The 13,940-nt window shown below is 69.4% G+C and carries 13 protein-coding genes; 9 read left to right on the top strand and 4 right to left on the bottom strand.

What is annotated here, in order from left to right; translation table 11 throughout:
* The first annotated feature begins 31 nt into the window (after positions 1–31).
* From uvrC to tpiA, 7 genes are all read left to right on the top strand, one after another.
* Positions 32–1,990: an excinuclease ABC subunit UvrC gene (uvrC, locus tag F0U44_RS18215; protein ID WP_438616515.1), complete on the top strand. Its 1,959-nt coding sequence runs from the start codon at positions 32–34 to the stop codon at positions 1,988–1,990.
* Positions 1,987–2,886, top strand: coding sequence for an RNase adapter RapZ (rapZ, locus tag F0U44_RS18220; protein WP_149729777.1), 900 nt, complete (start codon positions 1,987–1,989; stop codon positions 2,884–2,886). Before uvrC ends, rapZ begins: the two co-directional genes overlap by 4 nt.
* Positions 2,886–3,854, top strand: coding sequence for a gluconeogenesis factor YvcK family protein (locus F0U44_RS18225; RefSeq protein WP_149729778.1), 969 nt, complete (start codon positions 2,886–2,888; stop codon positions 3,852–3,854). The genes rapZ and F0U44_RS18225 overlap by 1 nt, the downstream gene beginning before the upstream one ends.
* A gap of 47 nt (positions 3,855–3,901) precedes the next feature.
* Positions 3,902–4,888, top strand: coding sequence for a DNA-binding protein WhiA (gene whiA, locus F0U44_RS18230; RefSeq protein ID WP_149729779.1), 987 nt, complete (start codon positions 3,902–3,904; stop codon positions 4,886–4,888).
* Between the two features lie 100 nt (positions 4,889–4,988).
* Positions 4,989–5,984: a type I glyceraldehyde-3-phosphate dehydrogenase gene (gene gap / locus F0U44_RS18235; protein ID WP_149729780.1), complete on the top strand. Its 996-nt coding sequence runs from the start codon at positions 4,989–4,991 to the stop codon at positions 5,982–5,984.
* Between the two features lie 2 nt (positions 5,985–5,986).
* Positions 5,987–7,189 (top strand): phosphoglycerate kinase, encoded by a 1,203-nt coding sequence (locus F0U44_RS18240; RefSeq protein WP_149729781.1) that lies wholly within the window; start codon positions 5,987–5,989, stop codon positions 7,187–7,189.
* Between the two features lies 1 nt (position 7,190).
* Positions 7,191–7,988 carry a triose-phosphate isomerase gene (gene tpiA / locus F0U44_RS18245; protein ID WP_149729782.1) on the top strand — a complete coding sequence of 266 codons (798 nt, stop codon included), beginning with the start codon at positions 7,191–7,193 and terminating at the stop codon, positions 7,986–7,988.
* A gap of 29 nt (positions 7,989–8,017) precedes the next feature.
* Here tpiA and F0U44_RS18250 read toward each other — a convergent pair whose 3' ends face one another.
* Positions 8,018–9,487: a fibronectin type III domain-containing protein gene (locus F0U44_RS18250; protein WP_149729783.1), complete on the bottom strand. Its 1,470-nt coding sequence runs from the start codon at positions 9,485–9,487 to the stop codon at positions 8,018–8,020.
* A 239-nt stretch (positions 9,488–9,726) separates the two neighbouring features.
* Here F0U44_RS18250 and secG point away from each other — a divergent pair, with 239 nt between their 5' ends.
* The gene (secG, locus tag F0U44_RS18255) at positions 9,727–9,960 is read left to right on the top strand and encodes a preprotein translocase subunit SecG (RefSeq protein ID WP_149729842.1); all 234 of its coding nucleotides are present in this window, start codon (positions 9,727–9,729) and stop codon (positions 9,958–9,960) included.
* A 78-nt stretch (positions 9,961–10,038) separates the two neighbouring features.
* Complete coding sequence (locus F0U44_RS18260; RefSeq protein WP_118926768.1) at positions 10,039–10,398, top strand: RNA polymerase-binding protein RbpA; 360 nt, start codon at positions 10,039–10,041, stop codon at positions 10,396–10,398.
* A 16-nt stretch (positions 10,399–10,414) separates the two neighbouring features.
* Here the strand turns inward: F0U44_RS18260 and pgl are convergent, their stop codons facing one another.
* From pgl to tal, 3 genes are read right to left on the bottom strand one after another with little or no spacing between them, the layout of a single operon-like run.
* Complete coding sequence (gene pgl / locus F0U44_RS18265) at positions 10,415–11,158, bottom strand: 6-phosphogluconolactonase (protein ID WP_149729784.1); 744 nt, start codon at positions 11,156–11,158, stop codon at positions 10,415–10,417.
* Positions 11,155–12,801, bottom strand: coding sequence for a glucose-6-phosphate isomerase (pgi, locus tag F0U44_RS18270; protein ID WP_149729785.1), 1,647 nt, complete (start codon positions 12,799–12,801; stop codon positions 11,155–11,157). Before pgi ends, pgl begins: the two co-directional genes overlap by 4 nt.
* Positions 12,802–12,803: 2 nt before the next feature.
* Entirely contained in the window at positions 12,804–13,898 is a 1,095-nt protein-coding gene (tal, locus tag F0U44_RS18275; protein ID WP_149729786.1) for a transaldolase, read from the bottom strand.
* Positions 13,899–13,940: the final 42 nt, after the last annotated feature.

The following is a 13,940-nucleotide window of genomic DNA, read 5'->3' on the forward strand; positions in this document are numbered from 1 at the left end:
CCTGTCGATGGCGGTCCGTAGGGTTGGGGCTGTGCCCGACCCGCTGAGCTACCGCCCCAAGCCGGGCGAGATCCCGACCGAGCCAGGGGTCTACCGCTTCCGCGACAAGCAGCGCCGGGTCATCTACGTCGGCAAGGCGAAGAACCTGCGGGCGCGGCTGTCGTCGTACTTCCAAGACATCGGCAACCTGCACCAGCGCACGGCCAGCATGGTCACCACCGCCGCGTCGGTCGAGTGGACGGTCGTCAAGACCGAGGTCGAGGCGCTCCAGTTGGAGTACTCCTGGATCAAGGAGTTCGATCCGCGCTTCAACGTGAAGTACCGCGACGACAAGTCCTACCCGTGGTTGGCGGTCACCGTCGGTGACGAGTTCCCGCGGGTGATGGTCGGTCGTGGCGCCAAACGCAAGGGCACCCGCTACTTCGGCCCCTACAGCCACGCGTGGGCGATCCGCGAGACCGTCGACATCCTGCTGCGTGTCTTCCCGATGCGGTCGTGCAGCAACGGGGTCTTCAAGCGGTCCCAGCAGATCGGTCGCCCCTGCCTGCTCGGCTACATCGACAAGTGCGCGGCGCCGTGCGTCGGCAACGTCAGCGCCGACGAGCACCGCGCGATCGTGGACGACTTCTGCGAGTTCATGGCGGGTCGCACCAAGCCGTTCACCAAGCGCATCGAGCAGGAGATGTACGCCGCCAGCGACGCCCTCGACTTCGAGAAGGCCGCTCGCCTCCGCGACGACCTCGGTGCGATGCAGAAGGCGCTGGAGAAGCAGGCCGTCGTGCTCGGCGACGGTGCCGACGCCGATGTCATCGCGTTGGCCGAGGATCCGCTCGAGGTCGCCGTCCAGGTGTTCTACGTGCGCGGCGGGCGGGTGCGCGGTCAGCGGGGGTGGGTCGCCGACCGCACCGACGACAGCGGCACCGCCGACCTGGTCGAGAACTTCCTGCTCCAGCTCTACGCCGGTGGGGACGACACGGGAGACACCGTGCCGAAGGAGATCCTCGTCCCGGTCCTGCCGCCCGACACCGCGACCTTCGAGCAGCTCCTCAGCGACCTGCGCGGCTCGCGGGTGTCGATCCGGGTGCCGCAGCGCGGCGACAAGAAGTCGCTGCAGGAGAGCGTCGCGCGCAACGCGGCCGAGTCCCTCGCGATCCACAAGACCAAGCGCGCCAGCGATCTCACCACCCGCAACCTGGCCCTGGCCGAGATCGCCGACGCGCTCGGGCTCGACGACGCACCGCTGCGGATCGAGTGCTACGACGTCTCGCACACGCAGGGCACCGAGATCGTGGCGTCGATGGTGGTCTTCGAGGACGGGCTGGCGCGCAAGGGGGAGTACCGCCGGTTCGTCATCCGCGACCAGGACGGGTCCGATGACGTGGCAGCGATGCACGAGGTCATCACCCGGCGCTTCCGGCGGCTGCTGGACGAGCAGGCGCGCTCGGAGGAGCGGATGGGCGAGGACGGCCCCATGCTCGTCGACCCCGACACCGGCAGGCCGCGGAAGTTCGCCTACGCACCCGGCCTGGTGGTCGTCGACGGCGGCGCCCCGCAAGTCGCCGCGGCCCAGCGGGCCCTCGACGAGCTCGGCATCGACGACATCCCGATCTGCGGGCTGGCGAAGCGCTTGGAGGAGGTCTGGCTCCCCGGCGAGGAGGATCCCGTCATCCTGCCTCGTTCTTCCGAGGGCCTCTATCTCCTGCAGCGGGTGCGTGACGAGGCGCACCGGTTCGCCATCGCCCACCACCGGGGCCGCAGGTCGAAGTCGATGGTCGAGAGCCTGCTCGACGACGTCCCCGGACTCGGGGAGGTGCGCCGCAAGACGCTGCTGCGCCACTTCGGGTCCCTGAAGAAGCTGCGCGAGGCCGAGGCCGCCGATATCGCCGCCGTGCCGGGCATCGGGCCGCGAACGGCCGAGGCGATCAAGGACGCGATCACGGCGAGTGACGCGACACGCACGCAGAAGACCGGGAAGACTACGGCGACATGAGCGGGGTCGACGTGAGCCAGGAGGAGGACGGCCAGACCGGCGTCGGTGAGCTCGTGGTCATCACCGGCATGACCGGTGCCGGCCGCAGCACGGCCGCGAAGGAGCTGGAGGACCTCGGCTACTTCGTCATCGACAACCTGCCCCCCAGCATGCTCGCCGAGGCTGTGCGCATCGTCGACGCCGGCCAGGGGCGCAGCCAACGCATCGCGGTCGTCGTCGACGTCCGCTCCGGGTCGTTCTTCCAGGGGCTGCGCAGCGCCCTGGCCCACGGGGTCCGCGGGCGCAACACGACCCTCGTCTTCCTCGATGCGACCGACGACGTACTCGTCCGACGCCAGGAGGCCGCCCGCCGGCCCCACCCGCTGCAGGAGGGCGGTCGCCTGCTCGACGGCCTCCAGCGCGAGCGCTACGTGCTGGCCGACCTGCGCAGCGACGCCGACCTGGTCATCGACACGACCAACCTCAACGTGCACCAGCTGACGGATCGGATCGGGGAGTCCTTCGGAACCCTCGACACGATGCAGCTGCGGGTCACGACGATCAGCTTCGGCTTCAAGTACGGCATCCCGGTCGACGCCGACTACGTCGCCGACATGCGCTTCCTGCCCAACCCGCACTGGGTGCCCGAGCTGCGTGCTCACAGTGGGCGCGACCGCGACGTGTCCGACTACGTGCTGAGCCGGCCGGGTGCCGAGGACTTCCTCGAGCAGTACATCCGACTGCTCACCGGGGTGGCCGAGGGCTACCTGCGTGAGGGCAAGCGCTTCATGCGGGTGGCGATCGGGTGCACCGGCGGCAAGCACCGCAGCGTGGCCATGAGCGAGGAGATCGCCCGCCGCCTCCAGGAGCTGGGCTACCTCGCCCGCGCGATCCACCGCGACCTGGGTCGCGAGTGATGGCCGGTCAACGCGCCCAGGCCGTGGTGGCCCTGGGCGGTGGGCACGGCCTGCATGCGTCGCTCACCGCTCTGCGGATCCTCGTCGACGACCTCACCGTCGATGAGCTGACGGCCGTCGTGACCGTGGCCGACAACGGTGGATCGTCGGGCCGGCTGCGCGGTGAGTTCGGCGTGCTGCCGCCGGGCGACCTCCGGATGGCGCTGGCGGCGCTCTGCGGCGACGACGAGTGGGGCGACACCTGGGCCCGGGTGCTGCAGCACCGGTTCGAGGGCGAGGGCGAGATGCGCGGCCACGTGGTCGGCAACCTGCTGATCGTCGGGCTCTGGGAGCTGCTGGGCGACCACGTCGACGCCCTCGACTGGGTCGGGCGGCTGCTCGGCGCCAAGGGTCGGGTGCTGCCGATGGCGATGACGCCGATGGACATCACGGCGGAGGTCCGGGCCGACGACGGCGACCCGGATCGTCTGACGACGGTGCGGGGCCAGGTCGAGGTCGCCACGACCGAGGGCGTGATCGCCTCGATCGCTCTCGAGCCGCCCGACCCGGAGGTGAGCCCGGCGGTGCTGACGGCCATCGAGGAGGCCGACTGGGCGGTGCTGGGACCTGGTTCGTGGTTCACGTCGGTGATCCCGCACCTGCTGGTGCCGCAGCTGCGCGAGGCCCTGGGCTCGACTGCGGCCCGACTCATCGTGGTGCTCAACCTCGCCGAGCAGCAGGGGGAGACGCACGGGTTCGGACCGGCCGACCACCTCGCCGTGCTCGCAGAGCACGCACCCGACCTCGGCGTGCACACGGTGCTCGCCGATCGTGAGAGCGTCGGCGACCACCTCGACGAGCTCCGGGCGACGGTCAACGCCGTCGGTGCCGAGCTCGTGCTCGACGACATCGCGATGGCCGACGGCAGCCATCGCCACGATCCCGAGCTGCTGGCCATGGCCTACGCGCGCATCATGCAGTCCACCTGACCTGGACCGTTGCGAGGGTGGTTGACCTCCGTGGGAAGATCCCACCTATGGCGATGACGGCTCAGGTCAAGGCGGAACTGGCCAGCACACCGGTCACCAAAGCGTGTTGTCGCAAGGCCGAGGTCGCCTCGACGCTTCGCTTCGCCGGTGGCCTCCACATCGTGGGCGGTCGGATCGTCGTCGAGGCCGAGCTCGACACCGGCGCCGCGGCTCGTCGCCTGCGGCGCGACATCGCCGAGATGTACGGCCAGACCAGCGACGTCGTGATGGTCCAGGGCAACGGCATCCGCAAGGGCAGCCGCTACATCGTGCGCGTGGTCAAGGACGGTGAGGCGCTCGCGCGCCAGACCGGTCTGCTCGACCAGCGCGGCCGACCCGTCCGGGGTCTGCCGCCCGCCGTCGTGTCCGGTGGCGGCTGCGACGCCGTCGCTGCTTGGCGCGGCGCCTTCCTCGCCCACGGGTCCCTGACCGAGCCCGGGCGTTCGTCTTCGCTCGAGGTGACCTGCCCCGGGTCCGAGGCCGCGCTCGCCCTCGTCGGCGTCGCCCGCCGTCTGGGCATCCAGGCCAAGGCGCGGGAGGTGCGTGGCGTCGATCGCGTCGTCATCCGCGACGGCGACGCCATCGGTCAACTGCTGACTCGCCTCGGCGCGCACGAGACCCTGATGGCCTGGGAGGAGCGCCGGATGCGCCGCGAGGTGCGCGCCACCGCCAACCGGCTCGCCAACTTCGACGACGCCAACCTGCGCCGCTCGGCCCGCGCCGCGGTCACCGCAGGCGCCCGCGTGGACCGCGCGATGGAGATCCTCGGTGACGAGGTCCCCGACCACCTCAAGATGGCGGGGGAGCTGCGCCTCCAGCACAAGCAGGCCTCGCTCGAGGAGCTCGGCCAGCTGCACGAGCCGGTGCTGACGAAGGACGCGATCGCGGGCCGCATCCGTCGCCTGCTGGCGATGGCCGACAAGCGTGCGGAGGAGCTCGGCATCCCCGACACCGAGGCGTCGCTGACCCCCGAGATGCTCGCCGGCGACAACTGACCGGGACGTGACCCGGAACACATCCGCGCCGACACTGAAGGTAGGGTCGCCGCGCGGGTGACTGAACGCCCGCGCCCCCCAGGACCAGGAGCAGAACGCTGTGACCGTACGTGTAGGGATCAACGGATTCGGCCGGATCGGCCGCAACTTCTTCCGGGCCGTTCGCGCCTCGGGCGCCGACATCGAGATCGTCGGCGTCAACGACCTCACCGCCAACGCCACGCTGGCCCACCTGCTCAAGTACGACTCGATCCTCGGTCGCCTCGACGCTGACGTGACGTCGACCGACGACGCGATCGTGGTCGGCGGCAAGGAGATCGCTGCCTTCGCCGAGCGCGACCCGGCCGCCCTGAAGTGGGCTGACCTGGGTGTCGACATCGTCGTCGAGTCCACCGGCTTCTTCACCGACGCCACCAAGGCGCGCGCCCACGTCGATGCCGGGGCGAAGAAGGTCATCATCTCCGCGCCCGCCTCCAACGAGGACATCACCATCGTGATGGGCGTCAACCACGAGCTCTACGACACGGCGCAGCACACGGTCATCTCCAACGCCTCGTGCACGACCAACTGCCTCGCCCCGATGGCCAAGGCCCTCAACGACGGCCTCGGGATCAACAAGGGTCTGATGACGACGATCCACGCCTACACGGCCGACCAGAACCTGCAGGACAACATCCACAGCGACCTGCGCCGCGCCCGGGCCGCTGCGATCAACATCGTGCCGACCTCGACCGGCGCCGCGAAGGCGATCGGCCTCGTCCTGCCCGAGCTCAAGGGCAAGCTCGACGGTTACGCGCTGCGCGTCCCCACCCCGACCGGATCGCTCACCGACCTCTCCTTCGAAGCCGGGCGCGAGACGTCGGTCGAGGAGGTCAACGCGATCGTCAAGGCGGCCGCCGACGGTCGCTTCCTGAAGTACTCGACCGACCCGATCGTGTCTTCTGACATCGTCACCGACCCCGCGTCCTGCATCTTCGACGCACCGCTGACGAAGGTCATCGGCAACCAGGTCAAGGTCGCGGGCTGGTACGACAACGAGTGGGGCTACTCCAACCGCCTCGCCGACCTGATCGTCCACGTCGGCGCCACCCTCTGATCGTGGGGGAGTACGCCGGACTCGGCGAGGTCAGCGGCAAGCGCGTCCTCGTCCGGTCAGACCTCAACGTGCCCCTCGACGGGGCGACGATCACCGACGACGGACGTATCCGCGCCAGCGTCCCGACCATCAAGGCACTGGCCGATGCCGGCGCCCGGGTGGTCGTGACGGCGCACCTGGGTCGCCCCAAGGGCGAGCCGGATCCGGCCTACTCGCTGGCCCCGGTGGCGGCGCGGCTGGGCGACCTGCTCGGCCAGGACGTCGCCTTCGCCGCCGACACGGTCGGTGAGTCGGCCCAGCAGACCGTCGCCGGCCTGCAGGACGGCCAGGTCGCCGTGCTGGAGAACGTGCGTTTCAACGCCGGGGAGACCAGCAAGGACGACGCCGAGCGGGGCGCCTTCGCCGACCAGCTGGCAGCGCTCGCGGACGCCTTCGTGTCCGACGGCTTCGGTGTGGTGCACCGCAAGCAGGCGTCGGTCTACGACGTCGCGCAGCGGTTGCCGCACGCGATGGGTGGCCTGGTCGCCGCCGAGGTCGACGTCCTGCGTCGTCTGACCGTCGACCCCGAGCGGCCCTACGTCGTCGTGCTGGGCGGCTCGAAGGTCTCCGACAAGCTCGGCGTGATCGACAACCTGCTCGGCAAGGCCGACAAGCTGGTCATTGGCGGCGGCATGGTGTTCACCTTCCTCGCGGCCCAGGGCCACGAGGTCGGCAAGAGCCTGCTGGAGGCCGACCAGCTCGACCGGTGCCGCGACTACCTGCGTCGGGCTCACGACGCCGGTGTCGATCTGCTCCTGCCGAGCGACGTCGTCGTCGACACCGCTTTCCCGTCGGGCGACCGCGAGCCCGCGCCCGCGGTGGTGCCGTCCTCGGAGATCCCGGCCGACGCGCTGGGCCTCGACATCGGTCCCGACACCGCGGTCGCCTACGCGCACGCGCTGGCCGACGCCAAGACGGTGTTCTGGAACGGCCCGATGGGCGTGTTCGAGGTCCCGGCGTTCGCGGCCGGCACCAAGGCAGTGGCCGCGGCGCTGACGAAGGTGAACGGCCTGACCGTCGTCGGCGGTGGCGATTCAGCGGCCGCCGTACGCACGCTCGGTTTCGACGAGGCCGCGTTCGGCCACATCTCCACCGGCGGTGGCGCCAGCCTCGAGTACCTCGAGGGCAAGGAGCTCCCCGGCATCACCGTTCTGGAAGAGGACTGACATGGCAGCACGGACGCCGATCATGGCGGGCAACTGGAAGATGAACCTCAACCACCAAGAAGCGGTGGTGCTGGTCCAGAAGCTCGCGTGGACGCTCTCGGACAAGCGGCACGACTACGGCAAGGTCGACGTCGTCGTGCTGCCGCCCTTCACCGACATCCGCTCGGTGCAGACGCTGGTCGACGGCGACCGCCTGTCGATCAAGTACGGCGCCCAGGACCTCTCGGTCCACGAGTCGGGCGCCTACACGGGCGAGATCTCGGCGGCGATGCTGGCGAAGCTCGGTTGCTCCTACGTGACGGTGGGGCACTCCGAGCGCCGTCAGTTCCACGCCGAGACCGACGAGCTGGTCGCGGCCAAGGCCAAGGCTGCGATCGCCGCGAAGATCACGCCGATCGTCTGCGTCGGTGAGGGCCTGGAGATCCGTCAGGCGGGCACCCACGTGCCCTACAACACCGCTCAGGTGGTCGGTTCGCTCGCCGGTCTGACCGCCAAGCAGGTCGCGAGCCTGGTCATCGCCTACGAGCCCGTCTGGGCGATCGGCACCGGCGAGGTCGCCACCCCCGACGACGCCCAGGAGGTCTGCGCCGCGATCCGCGCGCAGATCAAGGAGTCCTACGGTGCCGACGTCGCCGACGCCGTACGCATCCAGTACGGCGGCTCGGTCAAGGCGGCCAACGTCGCGGGCATCATGGCGCAGCCCGACATCGACGGTTGCCTCGTCGGTGGCGCGAGCCTGCAGGCCGACGAGTTCGGCGGGATCTGCCGCTTCTACGACATGCCACAACTAGGAAGTTAGTAGGCGCCACCCGATGGGGACCACGAGCTCTAGGGCACGGGGACCGTGGCCCCGAAGGGGCTGAATTGGCTTGTGCCCACAGCGTTGGTCGCACGCACTCGGCAGTGATAGTTGTTCCCACCCGACAACAACGTCAGGTGCAGCGGACTAGAGGCACCCGACTTGGTCCTCGTCACGCCGCCGTCAGTGCTCACACACTGTGCGGTGAACCCAGTGATCGCACTACCTCCGGACGAACCCGGTGTGAACGCCACTGAGATCGCACCAGCCGACGGAGTCGTAGAAGTGACCGTCGGAGCACCCGGCGCCGTCGCGCCCACCACGACCGTTGCTCCAAAGGGACTGAAAGGGCTCGTCCCCACAGCGTTGGTCGCGCGCACCCGGCAGTGATAGTTGTTCCCACCGGACAGCAACGTCAGCTGCAATGGACTCGACGCACCCGACTTGGACCTCGCCACGCCGCCGTCAGTGCTCACACACTGCGCGGTGAACCCAGTGATCGGACTACCCCCTGCCGAACCCGGTGTGAACGCCACCGAGATCGCACCAGCCGACGGAGTCGTAGAAGTGACCGTGGGCGACCCGGGCGCCGTCGCACCCACGAGGACTGTGGCTCCGAAGGGACTGTAAGGGCTCGTCCCCACAGCGTTGGTCGCGCGCACGCGGCAGTGATAGTTGTTCCCACCCGACAACAACGTCAGGTGCAGCGGACTAGACGCTCCCGACTTGGACCTCGTCACTCCTCCGTCAGTGCTCACACACTGCGCGGTGAACCCGGTGATCGCATTACTCCCGGACGAACCCGGTGTGAACGCCACCGCGATGGCACCAGCCGACGGCGTCGAAGAAGTCACCGTCGGCGCACCCGGCGGCAGCGAGCCAGCGTCGCCTGCGTTGTTGTGCGGGACGGGAGTTGCGGAAAGGTCGAAATCGGCGGCACTGTCGTTGGTGTCGTCCGCGAGTTCCAACAAGGCCGGATTCCCGGTACTGATGTCCCGGAGCGCGGCTTCGCCGCCGACAGGGAGCCCACTTTCCGGCTGGAAGGGGTTGCCCACTCCGGTGGGGCTGCCCGTGTAGTCGCCCCAGGCAAAACAGTCGACAGCCGTCTCGAAGCAGACCTTGCCACCGGTCGGCACCAGCGACGGGGGGATGACGAGGTCGGCCGAGATGTCGAAGAGCGACTCTGCTGGGGCAGTTGCGATCAGGATGTAACGCTGACTGGTCCCGTTCGGGACATCGCTGGGAAAGACGAAGGTGTCGGTCAACGTGCCGGCTGCGTCGAAGACGAAGAGCTCGTGGTTGGCCAAGAGATTCTGGCCGGCGGCCCGCATCTGCAGCTCGACGAACTGCGCGTCGCCGGGGGTGTCAACCGTCCCGATCCAGACCTGGCGGATGTTCATGAGGTGGTGGGCGGCATACGACGGCGCCGCACTGATGGTGAGCACGGCGGGGACAGCGACCGCGGTCGCCATCAGGTATCGGAGCAGGCGGATCCCCATGTCAGAACCTTCGGTCGCGAGAAAGAGCGGTGCAACCTACATTCGGCGCGGGAGGCGCAGCAGATTGCCCGAGTTGGGAACTGACTGAGCAGCTCAGGGTTGCGGGTTGATCAGCAGGGGGAACTCGGGGGTCGCCACCTGGCCACGGAGCGTTGCGCTCACCACACCGACACGCCCCTGTCCGCGCCGTCGTGCCGGGTGCGGCATGCGGACAACCCTGACGTAGGATTCCCGACGTGTTGGAAACCCTGTTCACGATCGTGCTCATCGCCTCGAGTGTGCTGATGGTGCTTCTGGTGCTGTTGCACAAGGGGCGCGGTGGCGGTCTCTCGGACATGTTCGGTGGCGGCGTCTCCAGCTCGCTGGGGGGCTCCTCGGTTGCTGAGCGCAACCTGGACCGTTTCACGATCGGCATCGGCGTGATCTGGTTCGCGACGGTGATCGCGCTCGGCCTCCTGCTGGCCTACCAGTAACCAGCAGTAGCTTCGTCCCCCCGAGATCGAATGGCGTGTCCGGTAGCTCCACCGGACCGAGTCTGAGGAGAGAGTCCGTTGGCAGGTGGTGGCAACGCGATCCGCGGTAGTCGGGTCGGTGCAGGCCCGATGGGCGAGGCAGAGCGCGGCGAGGCCGCGCCCCGCCAGGCGGTGACCTACTTCTGCGCGCACGGGCACCGCTCCGTGATCGCCTTCTCGGTCGAGGCCGTCGTGCCCGACTCCTGGGACTGCCCCAAGTGCGGCCTCCCGGCCGGTCTCGACTCGGAGAACGCCCCGCCGGCGCCGAAGATCGAGCCCTACAAGACCCACCTGGCCTACGTGAAGGAGCGCCGCTCCGACAAGGAGGCCGAGGTCATCCTCGACGAGGCGATCCAGCTCCTCCGCTCCCGCCGCAAGTCCGGCGAGATCATTTTCTGAACTTCTGACCTCTGCGTCAGAGCAGGCTGGCGGCGTCGTGGTCGAGGAACCACGTCGTCTCGGCCGTGCCGCGGACCCCGCGCGCGGGCGTCTCGGCGACGGTGCCGTCCTCGGCGAGCGCACGCCGTACGGCGTCTGCCTTCGCGTCGCCGCTGACGAGGAACCACACCGCGGCTGAGTGGGCGAGTGCCTCCAGCGTGAGGGTCACCCGGTGGGGCGGCGGCTTGGGTGAACCGGTGACGCCGACGGCGATGTCGTGGGCGGTCAGCTGGCTGAACCCGGGGAACAGCGAGGCGATGTGGCCGTCGGGCCCGACGCCGAGCATCGTCACCAAGAACTCGTGCGCCGCGGAGCCGCGCAGCTCAGCGCCGTAAGAGCGAGCAGCCTCGTCGACCGAGCGGGCCGACGACGGCGACGGCATCTCGTGGACGCGGTGCGGCGGCACGCCCAGCACGTCGAGGAACGCGTCTCGGGCCTGGACGGCGTTGCGGTCGGGGGAGTCGCGGTCGACGTAGCGCTCGTCGCCGAACCAGAAGTCGACGGCGCCCCAGTCGACGCCCGACTCGGGCGCCATTCGGGCGACCTCGCGGTGGATCGCGTCGGCGATGGTGCCGCCGGTGAGGCAGATGGCCGGCACGTGCCCGGCGGCTTGGCTGTCGGCGATGCGGTTGAGCAGCTCGCCCGCAACCGCGGTCGCGAGCGCCGCGGCGTCGGCGTGGACCTCGACGTGCGGCTCGGGGAGGCTGTCGGTCCCGGTCATGGCCGTCGGTGCTTCCGGTAGTAGTCGATGAGAGCCCGGGTGGACGGGTCCTGGGTGGCGAGCGCGTCCTGATCACCGCCGACCGCGGGCGTGATCTGGAGTGCGAGCTGCTTGCCGAGCTCGACACCCCACTGGTCGAAGCTGTCGATGCCCCAGACGACGCCCTGGGTGAAGGTGATGTGCTCGTAGAGCGCGATCAGCTGCCCCAGCACGCTCGGAGACAGCTCCGGCGCCATCACCGACGTGGTCGGCCGGTTGCCGGTGAACACCCGGGCCGGGACGATCGCCTCAGCCGTGCCCTCGGCGTGGACCTCGTCGGCGGTCTTGCCGAAGGCGAGCGCCTTGGTCTGGGCGAAGAAGTTGGCGAGGTAGAGCTCGTGGACGTCGACGGTCTGTCCGTCGTGGGTGTCGGTGAGCGGGTGAGCGGGATTGGCGACCGCGATGAAGTCGGCCGGGATCAGCCGGGTGCCCTGGTGGATCAGCTGGTAGAAGGCGTGCTGGCCGTTGGTGCCCGGCTCGCCCCAGAAGATCTCGCCGGTGTCGGTCGTGACCGGGGCGCCGTCCCACCGGACACCCTTGCCGTTGGACTCCATCGTGAGCTGCTGGAGATAGGCGGCGAAGCGGTGGAGCGACTGGGCGTAGGGGAGTACGGCGTGCGACTGCGCACCGAGGAAGTTGACGTACCAGACGTTGAGCAGCCCCATCAGCGCCGGGACGTTGCGCTCCAGGGGAGTGGTGCGGAAGTGCTCGTCGATCGCGTGGAAGCCCGCGAGCAGCTCGGCGAACCGCTCCGGGCCGATGGCCACCGCCAACGAGGTGCCGATCGCCGAGTCGACGGAGTAGCGACCGCCCACCCAGTCCCAGAAGCCGAAGGCGTTGGCGGGGTCGATGCCGAAGGCCTCGACCTTGTCGAGGGCAGTAGAGACGGCGACGAAGTGCCGGGCCACCGCGCCCGGTGGGTCTCCGAGGCCGTCGAGCAGCCAGGTGCGGCACAGCCGTGCGTTGGTGAGCGTCTCGAGGGTGCCGAAGGTCTTGCTGGCCACGATGAAGAGCGTGGTCTCGGGATCCAGCCCGGCGAGTGTCTCGGCCGCGTCAGTCGGGTCGATGTTGCTGATGAACCGGCACTCGATGCGCTCGTGCCGGTAGGGCTTGAGGGCTTCGTAGGCCATCACCGGGCCGAGGTCGGAGCCGCCGATGCCGATGTTGACCACGGTCTCGATCGGTCGTCCGGTGACTCCGGTCCAGGCACCGGAGCGGACCTGGTCGGCGAAGGCGTAGACCTGCTTGAGCGTGGCGTGCACCTCGGCCACGACGTCGACACCGTCGACCTCGAGGCTGCTGCCAGCCGGCTTGCGCAGGGCGGTGTGGAGGACCGCGCGGTCCTCGGTGACGTTGATGTGCTCGCCTGCGAACATGGCGTCGCGGCGCTCCTCGACACCGACCTCGCGCGCGAGCTGGAGCAGGGCAGCGAGCACCTCGTCGTCGACGAGGTTCTTGGACAGGTCGACGTGCAGGTCGGCTGCAGTGAAGCTGAGCCGCTCGACGCGACCCGGATCGGCCGCGAACGTCGCGCGCAGGTCGATGGTGCCTGCAGCGGCGAGCTCGGACAGGCGCTCCCAAGCCGGCGTCGTCGTCGGGTCCATGGTCAGCTCATCTGACCCTTGACGGTCTCGAGCAGCTCGATCCACGACGCCTTGAACTTGTCGACGCCCTCCGTCTCGAGCACGGTGAAGACGTCGTCGAGGTCGATGCCCACCGCGGTGAGCTGGTCGAACAGTGCCTGGGCGTCGTCGGCCCGTCCGGTGACCTGGTCACCCGCGAGCTCGCCGTGGTCGGCGAAGGCGTCCATCGTCTTCTCCGGCATCGTGTTGACGGTGTCGGCGACCACCAGGTCGGTGACGTAGAGCGTGTCGGGGTAGGCCGGGTTCTTGACGCCCGTCGATGCCCACAGCGGGCGCTGGACGTGGGCGCCGACAGCGGCGAGAGCCTGCCACCGCTCGGAGGCGACGACGTCTTGGAAAGCGGTGTAGGCGAGCCGTGCGTTGGCGACGGCGGCCTTGCCCTGGAGCGCGAGCGCCGCGTCGGATCCGATCTTCTCGAGTCGGGCGTCGATCTCGGTGTCGACCCGGGAGACGAAGAACGACGCGACCGAGCGGATCGTCGTGAGGTCGACGCCGTTGGCCTGCGCCTGCTCGAGACCGGCGAGGTAGGCGTCCATCACGGCCTGGTAGCGCTCGGTGGAGAAGATCAGCGTCACGTTGACGCTGATGCCCTCGGCGATGACGGCGGTGATGGCCGGGAGACCCTCCACCGTCGCGGGGATCTTGATCAGCGCGTTGGGTCGGTCGACCGCGGCCCAGAGTGCCTTGGCCGACGCGATGGTCGCGTCGGTGTCGTTGGCCAGCGTCGGCTCGACCTCGATCGAGACCCGGCCGTCGTCGGCGGTGCGCTGGGCGACGGGGGCGAGGATGTCGCACGCCTTGCGGACGTCGTCGGTGGTGAGCTCGAAGATCACCTTGTCGACGTCGGCGCCGTCGGCGACCAGGGCGCGGACCTGCTCGTCGTAGCGCTCGCCGTTGGAGATGGCGCCCGCGAAGATCGTCGGGTTGGTGGTCACCCCGACCACGGACTTCTCCGCGACGAGCTCGGCCAGGTTGCCGGTCTCGATCCGCTCGCGTGACAGGTCGTCGAGCCAGATCGACACACCGGCGTCCGCCAGTGCCTTGAGACGTTCACTCATGGGGTTCTCCTTCGTGAGTCTTGGCTGGTGCGGCCGCCGGGG

Source organism: Nocardioides humilatus, assembly GCF_008373755.1.
GTDB lineage: Bacteria > Actinomycetota > Actinomycetes > Propionibacteriales > Nocardioidaceae > Nocardioides > Nocardioides humilatus.